Below are 14,739 nucleotides of genomic sequence, written 5' to 3'. Positions count from 1 at the left end.
TTAAACCTAATTCCTTCTAAAATGCCCACATATGTATGCAAAATAAGACAGAATAATCGCAATTATTACGCAAACATAGGATAAAAGTAAATAGAATCTCTGGTTAAACTTAAAGTGAGCAACCCTTTTGTCAAACTGCTTGTCATTTTTCTCTCTTTTAAGAGTTCTAAGTATAGTAGGCCTGCTGTTTAAAGTGTCTTTGTAATATTGATGTTGTGCTGATGCATTAATTATTAAATCACTAATCTGATCTTCGATTTTATCGTTCTTTTTTATTTTATGCCTGAAGTAATTTTCTAAACTTTTAGAAAGCTGGTATTGAGAATTTATATATCTCAAATTTATTTCATACTCTGCTCCCCTCTCCTGAAGGTCAATTCCAGAATAAGCCTGTAATTTTCCAATGTCAAAAGGTAGTAGTGTATTAATGGACTTCAATTCACGCGCATAGTATTTAGAGGAATCCATCCTTTTCCCTTTACGGTTATAAAAAGCAACAGATTTTAATAATACATCCAGCTGTTTAGAATTTCTTTTAAAAACTGAGTCTTGAACCTGTTTAAAAGAAACCATTTTCGTTAATTTATACACATCTCTTTCCGTATTTTCTGCGATTGAGTCCAGTTCGCTAGATCTTTTATTATAAAGGTTCTCAATGTGTTCAATATTATATTGATTATAAAAGACAGCGAACATTGTTAAAGACGCAGAAAAAAAGAAAGAAATTAGCGCAATACTAATGTTTGCAGATATGTTTGTAAAATACCAAATTTTAAATTTTCTCATCATTTATAAAAATGCAAAATAGATAATAAAATATATAAAAACAAAATATAATTCTATGAGCAACTTTAATTTCTACAACTTCCTAACAGAAAACGGATATCAAAAAGAGACTATCCGGGAAGCAAACGGAACTACTTTCTGTACCAACTACCAGAAAGAACTTACAGAGAATATTTGGAACTCTCTGACGGTCCATAAGGACAAAACAATAACTGGCGCATCTCCTAAGGATGGAATTGTTTTTAAACAGATTCCGCAGCCAACAATAATTGAAGACGCAAATCTTCTTTTAAAGCAAATTGAAGAATATTAAACTCATATATTGTTTGCTTAGCAAAACCTAATTCTTTTTAAATCTTTGTATTATTGTAAAAAAATTACCTTATGAACAGTAACGAATTTAGATTGGGGAATTATATAAACTTTGGAAGTACACTATCTGAAATAACCGGTATTATGGCTGAGGAAATTATGTTTAGATATAAGTCCGGAGGAGAAAACCGATATGCTTTGCTTCAAACGCCAGGAATTAACTTAATTCCATTAACTGAGGAATGGCTACTAGGTTTTGGATTTGAAAGCAATGACGGTACAAAGTATAATCCAAGTGATGAATATGCAAGCCAATTTGAATACACTTTAGACAGTGGAATTTCTCACAGAGATTTTGTTTGTCGTCCGTCTAAAGGCTGGATCATAAAGTTGGGCGATTATGATGATGAATTAGAAGTAAAGTATGTTCATGAATTCCAAAATCTTTTCTACGCACTTAAAGGAAAAGAGTTATATTTGAAGAAAAACGATCATGAATAATCACTTTTTTAAAGCAGGTAATTTTGCTAACAATTCTGGAAATCATAATTACATTATATCAGAGCATGATGTTGAACAAATGGAAAAATTCGATGCTAATGCGTTTCAGCCAATACCATTATCAGAGGAATGGTTGGTTAAATTAGGATTTGAATTGGATGAAAAGAAAGGAAAAATTAAAACATACAGCAAAGATGTTAATGTCCAAGAAATATTGAAAATTGTCGTAGAAGAAGAGGATATTAAAGAATTTAATCTTTTATGCACTAATAACTTTGGTGAAACAAGCTATGAGCACATTACTAATCAAAAACATTTCTTTACAGTTCATTATCTTCAGAACTTAATAAAAGATCTAGAGAACCCTGGATATCCTTCTAGATATAAATAAAGCCCCCGATCAAGGGGGTTATTCTTTATGAATAGGAAGATCACTTTAGCCTTCTACTTACTAGTTTTTTAGCGAACATAATAAAAAAAACTTATGCATAAATATAGGTCATTTAAGGGGTTGCGTCTACAATTTATTATTATTTAGTCGATCAATTTTAAGATCACCCTGTACTTTCTTAATGAATTGATTACATTCGTATATAGATTTGGTTAGCGCTTCTTTGTATTGTTCTTCAGTATCATTTGTTTTATATGCTGGATTTAGTGTTTCAAGATACACTATAGAAAAAATAGCATCATGTATTGTTGATAAATCCTTAGATGTTTTATCACTCATAAATAATGCCTGCTCTGCTGTTAATTTTCTAAAATCATCCCAAATTTCACTACTTTTCTTCCTAGGTGTCGAGAATGTCAAAAAATTATCATTTCTTATTTTTTCTAATTCTCTTTTTGCATCGATCACCCCTTCAACTAATGCAGAATAAGTCTTAACTTTGTAAGTAAATAAATGGTCTCTTATTTTATCTTTTTTTTGAAACCTATATGTAAGATATGCACCAGCCATTGCTGCAAATAAAGGAATTATTGTTCGGCTAGTGTCTGTTAAAAAAGTCATTTCCTCTTTTGTCAAACTCAATAATAACATAGTTTAGTTTTCAACAAATATAACAAAAAGCCCTCTCAAAGAGAAGGCTGATGTAATTTTTCCATAGTACATTACTGAAAAGTTATTTCACCGAATTTATTTTCTCCATCACTACTTCTAGACTTTCCTTGCAAAATACATTATTACTGTCGTTCATTTTTATAAGTGCACCACCGCCACTCCAATTTTCAACTGTACATATGTTTTTTACATTAATAAAACATATTGAATCTTTCTTTGTGACTTGAATAAACATGTTTATAAATTTTAAGGTTATTTAATCAAATCTAGCAATTTTATTAATTAGTTGTTGACTGATTATTTAATTCTTTGCTTTTTATAGTTACCATTTCTTTCTTAATTTCCTCTTGCATTTTATCCACGTCCTTGATTCCGGCTTTCTCCATTGTTGCTTTTTGACTAAATAATGGCTGATTTCCATTGACTGACATTAGCATTTCATAGAACGTAGCCTCGTTATTGATAATGTAAGGAATTATTACAGGTTCTGCGTCCAAATCGCTATTGCGGAAACCTGTATTCATTAATTGGAAGAAAGATTTAACGATAGACATTCTACGTTTAAGGGCCGGCACGTAAACACTCATTTTGTCCATTACCTTAAGATGCGGTAGCATGAATAGGAAAGCAGCGTTTTCAGTCGCAAGCATATTCCCTAATCCCTCTAAAGCTTCTGGGGAAATGTTTACGGAATTGGTCATTTTGTATATAATGCTTTCAAGGTCTTTCTTCTCATTAGAAAGAGATTCGCTTGCATTAGGTGGTTGTACAAAGTTTGCACTGGCTTTATCTCCGTTAAGCTGCAGGACCTTACCGGTTTTGTCTTTGGAAAAACTTCCTGTCACTTCACCTGTAAGTGCTAATATTGGTGCCGAGAACTTCTTGTTAACCTCACCAGTATCACTGGCAATTTCCTCTAACCTTTCAATGGCTTTCTGAACTTTTGACCACTTTACGTTTTCAAACGAATACCAAACAATCGAAATTTTACCAATTGAATTGACAGTTTCTGAGACAAGTTCTATTCCACCGTTTGCATCCGCAGTATGGCAATCCTTTTTGCACCATTGATACGCTTCTCATATTCTCCGAGGAAAGCTATCATGTCGCTCTGGTCGTTAAAATATGGATACATTTTGTTTTATCTGGTGAAAGCAAAGTCACTTTCATTCGGAATTGAGAAGGAAATCCATAGAACTCATTGGGCTCATCACGTTGAATAAAATAAACTATTATAAAAAACGCAAAGAGAGATCATTTGAATGTTTTATTTTTAAGGTAGCAAAGAATGAAAAGCTTCGCCGTTGAAGGAGGTGTATGGCTATATGTCCGCTTCATAAGAATCAAATTCATTAATTCCATTCTTTGCACCCTCAGGAATATCAGAAAAGGTGATAAAACTTTGCATTAATTCAATTCATCAATACAAATAATATTATCCCCCAACTTTTGTACCTGCCCCATTTGTTTCCAAATATTTACGGGCATTGATATACTTGGAAAGTCTTTCAGCATCTTTCACTGTCACTTCATTAAGCCTGTTTACGTTCATATTGTCATCGAGGTCATTTAATTTAATTGCGACGGCCAGAGGATTTCCGGAAATTCGTTGGATAAAATCTGAATATTTTTCTCTGTCTTTTCTTGTCACAAGCTCCAATGCGGCGATGATATGCTGTGGAAACCCTTCTTCTTTCAGTTGTTCAAACGTCCAGTCGGTATCTTCCACCAGATCATGCAATATCCCTCCTATCATTTCATCTTCGCTTTTTCCTTTCATCATCACCCGCAAGACATGCAGAATATAAGGTTTCCCGGATTTATCTGTCTGGCCTGCGTGGGCCTGTACGGCAATAGCGATTGCTTTCTCAAGTAAATTTAAATTCATTGTTTAGCTTTTTGTAAATAAATATAATAAAAACCCTATAATAAATAAAACAATGTACTTATCACAATTTAAAAACATGTAAAAAATCATCAATATTCTTTAAAAACATTTATTTTATCCTAATTATCAAAGACAACTAATTATTAATTAAAATATTATGTAAAATTAACAGACCTGAAAAACAGTCTGTCAACTGCTCTATTCCCCTCTTTATCAAATCACATGATAAAGATTTAATACTCAATTCAAAAATAAATTTTCATCTTTGCAGCCTTAAAAATCAAACACGCTAGTTTATTTCATGAGCATTATTTTTAAAAAGCGACTATTTATAGCGCTTGTATTACCAACGGCCGCCTTATATTACGGGCAGAGTACGAAGGATTCTTTAGAAAAATCCAAATCTATTGATGAGGTGATGTTAGTGGGAAGAAACCTTTCCCAAACCGCCAAAGAAAGAAAAACTCCTGTTGCGGTTTCCACTATTAAATCTGCAGAAATTCAGGAAAAGCTGGGAAACAGGGAATTTCCGGAAATTATGAAGTCTACCCCATCCGTGTACGTTACCAAAGTAGGTGGCGGATTTGGAGACAGCAGGATCAACATGAGAGGATTTGATGGGGCCAATATTGCGGTTATCATCAATGGTCAGCCTGTTAATGACATGCAGGGAGGTACTGTGTACTGGTCAAACTGGACCGGGTTGGCTGATATTGCGAGCTCTATCCAGATCCAGAGAGGTCTTGGGGCTTCCAAATTTGTAGTTCCTTCTGTAGGAGGAACGATCAATATTGTGACGAAAGCTACCGATGCTGAACAAAAAGCAATGATCAAGGGTGAAGTTGGTAATGACAACTACTCCAGATTATCAGCAATGTATTCTTCCGGATTAAAAAACAAATGGGGAACCACAGTATTGCTTTCCCGCTGGCAAGGTGACGGATACATCAACGGAACCAAAGGAGAAGGTTACTCATGGTTTTTCTCTACAGGATTTAAGCCTAATGAAAAGCATGCCTTCAACTTCATTGCTACGGGAGCGCCTCAGGTACACGATACAAGAAGGTCTTCAGCAACCGGAGCGAATGTGGCTACCCTGAGACAATTGGATACCTACGGCAGAAGATATAATCCTCAAACGGGAATGCTGAACGGATCTCAATTCAATTTAGCACCGAACTTTTACCATAAGCCTATTGCCTCTCTTAACTGGGACTGGAATATTAATGATGCCCTGAAACTTTCCACTGTGGTTTACGGATCATGGGGACGTGGCGGCGGTGGTACCGGACTTAACGGTTCCATTAAAAACGCCAGCGGACAGACCATGAACTTCATGAACTACGGTCCGGGCGGAGACGGTACTATTAATTGGGATATGATTTACCGTTACAACAGAGGTGGTCTGGTAACCGATTATAATGGAAACAACTTCCAGAAATCAACATTTACGGCACCTGCAGGTTCCCCGTCTGATTATAACGGACAATATGTAGCGACCTTAAACGGAACCAGTGGTATTGTAAGAAAGCAAAGTATCAATGCTCATGACTGGTACGGAGCGATCGCAGACCTTAATTATAAGAAAAACAACTGGACCTTCAACGGAGGGATTGATCTTAAAACATACAAAGGAGCGCTTTATGATATCGTTACAGATATGTTAGGCTCGGATGCACTATTTGTTCCCGGTACAGCGAATGCTCCAAAAGGATATTATATTGACCGTACAGTAAAGCCTGAACCTCTTACAAAGGTTAATAATGCTCAGAAAGTATCGATCTACAACGAAGGGCTGGTAAAATGGGCCGGCGTATACGGAATGGTGGAATACAGTTCTGAAAAACTAAGTGCATCAGTTCAGGGATCGGTTTCCGAACAATATTATAAGCGAAGAGACTATATGCTGTATACTCCCGGAAATCAGGAAACCAAATGGTATCACAAAACGGGTTATATTGTAAAAGGAGGTGCCAACTATAATATAGATGATCACCACAATGTATTTTTCAATACCGGAGTGATCTCAAGACAGCCTTTATTTAATGCATTGTTCCCTTCCAACCAGAATATCTATAACGATGCGAAGAATGAAAGAATTTTCTCTGTAGAATTGGGATATGGGTTCAAATCACGTTATGTGGATGTGAACATCAATGCCTACAGGACGCAATGGGATGACAGATTCATCTCAAGAACATTCAATGCCACGGCAGCGGATGTTGCCAAGTTCTCTCAATTAAAACCTGGAAATGCTTATTTCTACAATGCCCTGAATGTGGGACAGCTTCACCAGGGAGTTGAGCTGGAAGCTAAAGCAAGACCTTTCTCCAACCTTAGACTGAGAGGGATGGTATCATTGGGTAACTGGAAATATAAAGGAAATGCAAATTTCAACATTCTGGATGTTCAAAGCAACCAGGAAGTTTCCGGAGCAACAGGGATGATCAACATCAAAGATCTTAAAGTGGGAGATGCAGCCCAGACAACGGCAAGCCTTGGTATTGACTATAATATTACCAAAGCTTTCAGCATTGATGCCAACTGGGAATATTATGACAAATTATATGCCCAGTTCAACCCTATCAACTTCCTTACTGAAGCAGATAGAGAAAGAGGAATTGTAAAATTACCAAGCTATAATCTTTTTGATGTAGGGGCTTCTTACAAGTTCACAATTGATGCGAAAAAATCTCTTACATTAAGAGCTAATGTGTACAACTTATTCAATAAATATTATATTTCTGAATTAAGTTCCAACATTTTCGCAGGGGATAAAATTGCCAATGGCCCTGATGCAGGAAAAACTTATCAGCAGGCCGGCAGAGTATATCAGGGAATTGCAGACGGCAATACAGGATTCTTAGGATTCGGAAGAACGTGGTCTGTAGCAGCGACCTTGAGATTCTAAAAAAAAATCATTGAAATGATAAAAAGAACAGTTGTAATTCAGGTAATTACAACTGTTTTTATTGATAATGGATTCTGATCCTGAAATAACCGATCATCTTAAAAGCGGTATAAAGAATTTCAGGCTAATATTGTTCAAGGAAAAATGATTGAGTCTCCGTAAGAAATATTCTTCAATAACTGTCTGAAATATGAAAAACCGGCCCATACTCCTTATGCAAAACTATGCAGATATTGAGCCTGTCATTGGACTCCTGACAATAACTGAAGTTATTCAGTATACAACCAGCCATGACCTATACTTCTTCCCATTCCCCATTTTGCGGATCATATTTGGCAAATTCCCCAGAGTCGGTAAACTCTGAAGCGATCATACCGATTTCAAAAATTGAATTGTGATTCCATCCGGCACTAAAATAAAGGCCGTGCGAAGTAAGTAATACCATGCCGTAATCTTCATCTTCATGATTAAAATGAAGTCCGTATTCATCTTCTTTTGTCAGATGATATCCATATTGCAGAAGTCTTTCTTTCAGTTCCTGAAACTGCTGATCTGTAAAGGGAACCAGGTTTTCATCATTCTCAAAAAAATCCTCTGACTTTAATTTTTGTTCCCGTTCTTTAGTTTCAATTCTGAATATTTGAATATTATAACTCATGTCTGATCTTTATAAATTATGCAATAATGATTATACATACTTTTCAAGAATGAATATTTTACAAGCGTCTTACGTTTGTCAATCATAAATCTACATTTATTTTTCATGTTATAGAAATAGAATTACAAATGCTTAATGAAATATTTTCCCAAGCTGGTGCGAGCATCTTGCCCGTACCAAAAATAATTTCTAAAATTAGATTTATTTCTATACTTCAAAAAATCATACTGGCAGCTCTTAGAGTAAACAACACTTTACGAAATAGTAAAGTGTTGTTATTTCATACAGATACGAGCGAGACACTTGCATCAATTGAGGGAAAAAATACGGTTTAATCAGTTATTCATTTTATATTTTTCAAAATATTTACTGAAAATATATTGTTAATACAAAGCCTCTGCATTTTGCCCCGCTGCTGGTGCGAGCATCTTGCTCGTACCAAAAATAATTTCTAAAATTACATTTATTTCTATACTTCAAAAAATCATACTAGCAGCTCTTACAGTAAACAACACTCTACAAAATAGTAAAGTGTTGTTATTTCATACAGATACAAGCGAGACGCTCGCACCAGCTTAGGGGAACATCTTGCCCGTACCAAACATAATTTCTAAAATTACACCTATCTTCTAAACTTCAAAAAATCATACTAGCAGTTCTAACAGTAAACAATACTCTACAAAATAGTAAAGTGTTGTTATTTCATACAGATACGAGCGCTCGCACCAGTTGAGGAAAGAATACTACTAAATCAGTTATTCATTTTATATTTTTCAAAAATATTTATTGAAAATATATTGTTAATATAAAACCCCTGCATTTGCAAGGAGTTTTATGTTATCCACCACACGATACAATCGTGCGGGAGCGGGGGGCACTTTATCCTTTAATTAGATTCTAAATCATTTTCAATTGGAGATGTAAAATCAAAAAAAACTTTTGAATAGTCTTCAGCGAAAACAAACAGCCTACTCGTAATATTATATCTTACAACAACAAATTTTACATATTCAACTGATTCGTTTTTAATTAAAAGAAGATTTTTTAATATCTCATATGTTAATTCTTTTATACTTTCGCTTTTGGCTAATTTATTTCTTCCTTTATAGGACAAAATTACATCATCCAACAATAGAGGATGATTTGAGTATGAGATTTCAAAATCATGTAATTGAGGATCAAATTCTTTTATTTTAGAATAAATTAATTCTTTCATTTTTAGATAGTATTTTATAATAAATTATTAAATTAAATCTACTTATTGTCCAGGTCTAGGAAGGACATATTCTACTTTTGCACCATAAACTACACCAGGAACAAGCCACTCGTTTTCACCCAAAGTATAGGGATTAGGATTTGCTACACCAACCTTAAAACTTTTTGACATTATAATTCCAGGAACTGCTGGTCCAAAAGCTATTCCTGTAGCAAAATCTCTAGCAGTTTCCTTACTAGTAGTCCAACTTGTCCAAATACTATAATTATCACTGTCTGCGTGTGCTTGCATATCTTGGTGGGGACCATAAAGTGAATTAACCTGTAAATATCCTTTCGGAATTGCAATTCCAAAATGTGCATTTATATATTGGCTATTATCATTATGAAATATTTTTGATGAAACGCCTCTATATAATGTAATCCTTTGCTCTGGGTCTGATTCATCAGTCGTTGTTGTAGCAGGAATATCAATAGTACCACTTATCGGCTTAGAATTCGCAGAAAAACTGCTATCTCCATTTAACATTAAAGGTAACCCCCATACGCCTAATCTTGCATAACCCGCCATTCTTGCTATAATTCGGCCAAATTCTACTGGAGGAGCAAAGCCTTCAAATGTAGCGGCACCGACAGAGACAACGCCTACAACTGCACTTTTACTCTTTCCAAAAAGCCTTCCAAAGAATTTTCCAATTTTTTTTATTAATCCTGGCCCAGTATTATTTTTAGGTTTAGGATTACTTACTCTTGAATCACTCATTCCTCCGCCTCCTTTTTTTTCCCATCGTTCCTGTCAGCAGATCCTGAAACGCTCCCATTCCATTATTCTGGGCTATAAATTCATTGAGCTCCGCACCATTGCCCCCGCCGTTGGCATAAAAAGACCACAATGACATTGGAAACATCCATTGAGCTTGGTCCTGGTCCGGAGCCTGGGGTTTTATTGTAAGCATAGTTATACGGTGAATATCCCCAACCGAGCATCTTGCTCATACCACATACCAAACAATAATAATTTTAAATTACACTTATTTTCTATACTTCAAAAAATCATACTGGCAGCTCTTACAGTAAACAACACTTTACAAAATAGTAAAGTGTTGTTATTTCATACAGATACGGGCAAGACGCTCGCACCAGCTTAAAGGGGGGATTAGAGTCTTGAAAGTTCAATTCACTAATTTTTACCCAATTGATACATTACTTATCGAGTTCCTTGTTTAAGCATATTTGAAATTTTCCATTCATCATTATTATCTCTTCTTTTTAAATAAATAACAATCCCTTCTTCTCTATCTGAATTTAAAAAAGTTAAACATGTCAAATTTCGATTGAGAATAAAATTTTTAATAGTTATATATTGATTATTTTGTGGTTTTAAAATCACTATATCAACTCTTTTAGATGCTGTATTAAAAGTTTTACCTGCTTTTACTAGCACTTTATTTTCATCATAAATAGTGATAGTTTCTCCACTATAAAAAGATTCTAGACTATTTATTATTCCATCATTATTAATAAATTGTTGGAGAAAAATATCTTTTTGTTTGTTCTCTTTTATAGATGCACACGAATTTAAAAAAGAGAATAAAAACAGGATTATTATAAAAAAAATGACTCTATTTTTCATATTTATTTGAATATTGATTGTAATAATTTAAAATTAGCCTTTACGTAGTTTCTAATACTCCCTGATATTCCTACAGAATATGAACCCATTCTACCACCGAAAGCTCTTTGTTCGAAAAAATTTCCTACATCACCATAAGTTGCTCCTAAACCAGTACTACCATATTTTACAGTTCTTTTTATATCGTCCCCCCAATGTGCTGATTCATGACCGATAAGAGCAGACATATACATTAGATTAGTTAAACCTTCTATTGACTGAGGATTTCTATTTGCTTTTTCAAACCAAGCTAAGACCGGTGTATCGATAGCTGCCATATTTCTGGTATTACTTTCTGTAATACCTCCATATAGGTATTCAGCATCTCCTAAAGTTAAATCCATAACTTTCAAAAACATTCCTTTTCCATATTTAAAGGACTCTGTAAGTTCTTCTACAGAAAATCCGCTGGCACTGCTTAAAGCTTTCATAAAATTACCATCCCCCACCATATTAGGTAATTGATTTTTTATAAAGTTATAGAAACCAGGATAATTTTTCTGATAAAAAGCCTCTGTTCCTTCTGGAAACCTGAAATTAGGCCCCATATTATTTCCCCCACCATTATTTCCATTCACCCATTCATCAAAAGACATCTGTCCTCCATTGCTTAATACAACTGCTCGTTCATAAGGGACCCCATTTTTCACAAAAGAATCAACATTTTTAGCATTCATTCCTCCACCTCCTTTTTTCCCCATCGTTCCTGTCAGCAGATCCTGAAACGCTCCCATTCCATTATTCTGGGCTATAAATTCATTAAGCTCCGCACCATTGCCCCCGCCGTTGGCATAAAAAGACCAAAGAGACATTGGAAACATCCATTGAGCCTGTTCCTGGTCCGGAGCCATAGGCTTCCTTCCATCCGGATCTGTAAACGTCACAGGATTATTGTAAGCATAGTTATACGGTGAGTATCTCCTCATCTGTTCGGCCAATGGATCTATCACGCCCCATCTTCCCAGATCCGGCATATAGAATCTGGCTCCAAAATCAAACATACCGGTTTCCTGAAGCTCTTTACCGCCGAACTTATAATTCAGATAACCGCCTAAAAGGCCTTTATCCTGTCCTATATGGCTCAATCCAAAAGGATAGTAATTGTTGGTATCTGTAATCTGAGGAGCACCTTCGCTGTTTCTTGTAAAACTTACCCTTACATTTCCTAAATGGTCACGGTATTGGTAAATATAACGGTTTTCCGTGAAACTGTAAAAACCTTCTGAAGTGGCTACAAAATCGAGGGTCCAGTCAGAGTTCACCGGTTGTAAAACTCCTGCTTTGGTGTAGGCCTGTTCCTCATAAGCTGACTCTGTCTTACAGGTCAGACAGGGCTGAATTCCCCCCAAATCCCTAAAATCATACTGAAAGCCATCCAGATAATCCGTCATAACAGTGCTCAAGGTACTTCCTCTTCCGCTTCTCTGGCTGGTATGGATTTTTCTTAGTTTTGTTCCGTCAGTACGGTATAAATAATTCAGATTCACGTAGCTTGTCTCTCCCAGAAAGGTCTGTATAATATTAAACGTATCAGGGAGATTCATAAAATTATAACCGACGGACTGTATGCCTTTATCCGGCATGGTCGTCATATTTCCATTGGCATCATAGCTCATGGTATTATTTCCCCCTTCATATCCGGTGTCATTCAATGCATTTTCAATTACCTTATCCAGGCGGTTTCCTGTATACTGATACACCAGATCATCTACCATGGTTGCTGTATTTCCAAAAATAGCAAAACCGTTTCTTTTCAGGGTTTTGATATTTCCATTAAGGTCATAAGTGACATGCTCATTATATTTATTGTTATAAGGAACCGTTGTTCCGGGTTCGGAGTAAATGGCATCTTTAAGGCGGTTCAGCGGATCGTATACATAAGAATACCTTTTAAGGATACCGTCTGAAGATACTTTCCAGTCTACCTCAGAGATATTCCCATTGCTTTTTCCCGGAGCTACATTGGCATATTCGGGGTTCTGGTATTTCACTTCATATCCGAAAAGCTTATTTCCCAGGTTGGCAGGATCATTAATTTTGGTAATCACGCCACGGATATCATAGCCATAATCTATTGTCTGAAGACCGTTTCCTACTTTTTTCTGTGAAAGCTGTGAAAGTTCGTTATAGGTATTTTCCGCCAGTATTTCTGTGGCACCACTATCTACCTGATGGGTTTGTTTCTTTAAACGGTTCTGACTGTCATACTCAAAATTCTGAGTAAGAACTTTTTCAGTATCGGTACTGAGTCTTTTATGATACACTTTGGTCTGCTTCACCACTCCGGCAAAATCAAGTTCCGATTCTGTTCTGGTATAGCCTCCAAGGTGATTGATGCTATGGGATCCCACCGATCTTCCTTTGACATCATAATAAACATAACTTTTGGTCCAGTTATCATCCTCTATATTTTTTACCAGGCTTAAGGTTGGCATAGCCTGGGTATTCACAGGAGCATTCTGGATATCGGTAATCACAGATTGCCCAAGTATTGACGTCGGAAAAGCAGGACTAAAACTATATTGTGGATAGGTATCATAATAGTTTAAGGATAATAGTGTCACCCACTTTGATGAATTGGGATATGTGGCATCCGGATTATCATAATAAACATCCATCCCCTGCCTCTCAAAAAAAGCGGTATTGATTCTATTGACTCTGTTTGCACTGTATCCATTGGCAATATCCTGCTCCTGAGACCTCTCGCTTCCTGTACATATTCCGGTAATAGCAACTCTCCCCAATCCGTCATATTTGGTATAGAGCCATTGTCCTTTTTTCTTTAATTCGGCATCCTGGGTAGCAATCAGTCGGTCTGCTTTATCATAGACCATATATTCCCAGCCTTTTCCGGGAAGTTTTTTCTCTACAAGCCTTCCCAGCCCGTCGTAACGGTATTGGTAACAAAGGTTATTCAATGCAGTCTGATCAGGAACAGCATCGCCAACGGCTAAAGGCGGAAGTACATACACCAATTGACCATATTCATTGTACAGATAATAAGTATCCACTTCTTTTGTTCCGTCATTCTTTCTTACCAGAACTGTCTGGCCTTCTCCATTCTGAAATTCAGTAGTGACGTTGCCATCAGGATCTGCGGCGGAAGTTTTCATCAACTGGTTGGCGGTATAGCTTCCGGATAGGGAAATCCCGGAATCGGTTCTTCCGTCCAGCCATCCGGTCGTGATGATAAACTTTCGGACTTCTCCGTCAGTATTGGTTCCGTAAGACATATTCGAAGGTTTCTGGGACCAGGAATTCCCTGGCGGCACCAACTGGTTCACTCTTCCTGTATAAATATGATCATAGATCTTTTCAGAATAGATCCTTTCATTTCCGTATCCGGCGGAAGATGCATTTCCCAACGGGTTGGTATAGATTGCCCCGTTCTGTGTTCCACTTTGAGGAACAGGAAGGTAATTCTTAGCCTCACGGCCTTTGGAATCATATTCTATAGGGGTTACCACATCTCTCCCTAAAGGAGTGGCTTTCAAGGCAATGGACTGAACGGGTCTTCCCAGGCCGTCAAAATATTGTACGGCTTCGGATCTTTTGATACAGTCTGCATCCAGGCAGGATTTTGTATAGATAAAGTTTTCTGAGGTACTCAGGTTGGTCTGCGCAATAATATTGAATGAAAAAAGAAGAATGAAAAGTGAAAAATATTTCCGGTTTTGCTTCCTTTTCAAGACTGGAGACCCAAAGAGTATTATTATATTTTTTTTCATGGTGT

13 protein-coding genes and 1 pseudogene are annotated in these 14,739 nt (G+C 36.2%); 4 read left to right on the top strand and 10 right to left on the bottom strand.

Annotation, left to right across the window (positions count from 1 at the left end; genetic code table 11):
• Window positions 1-6 precede the first annotated feature (6 nt).
• Window positions 7-789, bottom strand: a complete 783-nt coding sequence (locus BBI00_RS04910) for a hypothetical protein (protein WP_065397722.1) — start codon at window positions 787-789, stop codon at window positions 7-9.
• Window positions 790-841: 52 nt separating this feature from the next.
• Between BBI00_RS04910 and BBI00_RS04905 the strand changes: the two genes are divergently transcribed.
• From BBI00_RS04905 to BBI00_RS04895, 3 genes are all read left to right on the top strand, one after another.
• Window positions 842-1,099 carry a hypothetical protein gene (locus BBI00_RS04905; protein ID WP_065397721.1) on the top strand — a complete coding sequence of 86 codons (258 nt, stop codon included), beginning with the start codon at window positions 842-844 and terminating at the stop codon, window positions 1,097-1,099.
• Window positions 1,100-1,170: 71 nt separating this feature from the next.
• The gene (locus tag BBI00_RS04900; RefSeq protein WP_065397720.1) at window positions 1,171-1,599 is read left to right on the top strand and encodes a hypothetical protein; all 429 of its coding nucleotides are present in this window, start codon (window positions 1,171-1,173) and stop codon (window positions 1,597-1,599) included.
• Complete coding sequence (locus tag BBI00_RS04895; protein ID WP_065397719.1) at window positions 1,592-1,990, top strand: hypothetical protein; 399 nt, start codon at window positions 1,592-1,594, stop codon at window positions 1,988-1,990. Before BBI00_RS04900 ends, BBI00_RS04895 begins: the two co-directional genes overlap by 8 nt.
• 126 nt (window positions 1,991-2,116) lie before the next feature.
• Here the strand turns inward: BBI00_RS04895 and BBI00_RS04890 are convergent, their stop codons facing one another.
• From BBI00_RS04890 to BBI00_RS04880, 3 genes and pseudogenes are all read right to left on the bottom strand, one after another.
• Window positions 2,117-2,641: a hypothetical protein gene (locus tag BBI00_RS04890; RefSeq protein ID WP_065397718.1), complete on the bottom strand. Its 525-nt coding sequence runs from the start codon at window positions 2,639-2,641 to the stop codon at window positions 2,117-2,119.
• 299 nt (window positions 2,642-2,940) lie between these two features.
• Window positions 2,941-3,717: pseudogene (locus tag BBI00_RS04885) on the bottom strand (phage portal protein); the annotation flags it as partial.
• Between the two features lie 380 nt (window positions 3,718-4,097).
• Window positions 4,098-4,550 carry an HD domain-containing protein gene (locus BBI00_RS04880; protein ID WP_065397716.1) on the bottom strand — a complete coding sequence of 151 codons (453 nt, stop codon included), beginning with the start codon at window positions 4,548-4,550 and terminating at the stop codon, window positions 4,098-4,100.
• Window positions 4,551-4,851: 301 nt separating this feature from the next.
• Between BBI00_RS04880 and BBI00_RS04875 the strand changes: the two genes are divergently transcribed.
• The gene (locus tag BBI00_RS04875) at window positions 4,852-7,461 is read left to right on the top strand and encodes a TonB-dependent receptor (protein ID WP_065397715.1); all 2,610 of its coding nucleotides are present in this window, start codon (window positions 4,852-4,854) and stop codon (window positions 7,459-7,461) included.
• A 295-nt stretch (window positions 7,462-7,756) separates the two neighbouring features.
• On the opposite strand, the gene BBI00_RS04870 is transcribed toward BBI00_RS04875, so the two are convergent.
• From BBI00_RS04870 to BBI00_RS23245, 6 genes are all read right to left on the bottom strand, one after another.
• Window positions 7,757-8,119: a hypothetical protein gene (locus tag BBI00_RS04870; protein ID WP_065397714.1), complete on the bottom strand. Its 363-nt coding sequence runs from the start codon at window positions 8,117-8,119 to the stop codon at window positions 7,757-7,759.
• Between the two features lie 886 nt (window positions 8,120-9,005).
• A complete protein-coding gene (locus tag BBI00_RS04860; RefSeq protein ID WP_065397712.1) occupies window positions 9,006-9,335 on the bottom strand; it encodes a hypothetical protein in 330 nt (109 codons plus the stop codon).
• 42 nt (window positions 9,336-9,377) lie between these two features.
• Entirely contained in the window at window positions 9,378-10,097 is a 720-nt protein-coding gene (locus BBI00_RS04855; RefSeq protein ID WP_065397711.1) for a hypothetical protein, read from the bottom strand.
• On the bottom strand, window positions 10,090-10,290 hold the full coding sequence (locus tag BBI00_RS04850) for a hypothetical protein (protein WP_065397710.1): 201 nt from the start codon (window positions 10,288-10,290) through the stop codon (window positions 10,090-10,092). Before BBI00_RS04850 ends, BBI00_RS04855 begins: the two co-directional genes overlap by 8 nt.
• Window positions 10,291-10,541: 251 nt before the next feature.
• On the bottom strand, window positions 10,542-10,967 hold the full coding sequence (locus tag BBI00_RS04845; protein ID WP_065397709.1) for a hypothetical protein: 426 nt from the start codon (window positions 10,965-10,967) through the stop codon (window positions 10,542-10,544).
• A gap of 2 nt (window positions 10,968-10,969) precedes the next feature.
• Entirely contained in the window at window positions 10,970-14,734 is a 3,765-nt protein-coding gene (locus BBI00_RS23245) for a DUF6443 domain-containing protein (RefSeq protein ID WP_065397708.1), read from the bottom strand.
• Between the last annotated feature and the right edge of the window lie 5 nt (window positions 14,735-14,739).

This window comes from Chryseobacterium arthrosphaerae (assembly GCF_001684965.1).
Taxonomy (GTDB): Bacteria; Bacteroidota; Bacteroidia; order Flavobacteriales; family Weeksellaceae; genus Chryseobacterium; species Chryseobacterium arthrosphaerae.
This window is presented reverse-complemented; position numbering and strand designations above follow the sequence as displayed.